The organism is Campylobacter aviculae (assembly GCF_005406215.1).
GTDB lineage: Bacteria > Campylobacterota > Campylobacteria > Campylobacterales > Campylobacteraceae > Campylobacter_D > Campylobacter_D aviculae.
Window position 1 is genome coordinate 1 of record NZ_NXMA01000051.1, and the last position, 570, is coordinate 570.

Annotated in this window: 1 pseudogene; it reads left to right on the plus strand. The window is 24.6% G+C overall.

Features of this window, described 5'->3' with window-relative positions:
- Positions 1–570: pseudogene (locus CQA76_RS08940) on the plus strand (motility associated factor glycosyltransferase family protein); the annotation flags it as partial.

Consider the following 570-nt stretch of genomic DNA (forward strand, 5'->3'; position numbering starts at 1 on the left):
ACTATAGAAAAACCTTTTAAAGAAGTTTGTGAAACTTTACTCACTCAAGATTTAAACAAACCTTTTCCTAAAATAGAGCCTTTAAGTTATGATAAACAAAATGAACTTTTACTTAAGTCTTATTATAAAATTTATAAAAGTATTAAGCATTGTAAAGAATTTAGCGAAGAGCTTTTAAAATCTTTAAATGATATTAGGGAAAGTTTTTCAAATTTGAATTTTATTTCTAATTTAGAAGAAGGTAAAGAAATATTAAAATATTTGATTGAAGAAATAGATAAAATTAAAACAAAACTTGAAGATATAAAAAAAATGCAAGATTTGCTTGAAATTTTAGGACCTCTTTTAACTCAATTTGAACTTAACTTAGCTAGAATTTATGTTTTAAATCCAAAAACACCAGAAGATTCTTACAATAAATCCTTATTGTGGGTAAAAGAACATGTGGAATTTTTACAAATGGTGTATGCACATATCAAAGCACAAGAAAAAGCTTTAATAGAAAATATCACTCCTTTAGAAAATGAGTTAGATCAAAGAGGTTTGAAGAAATGGAAAGAGAAGGTGAAA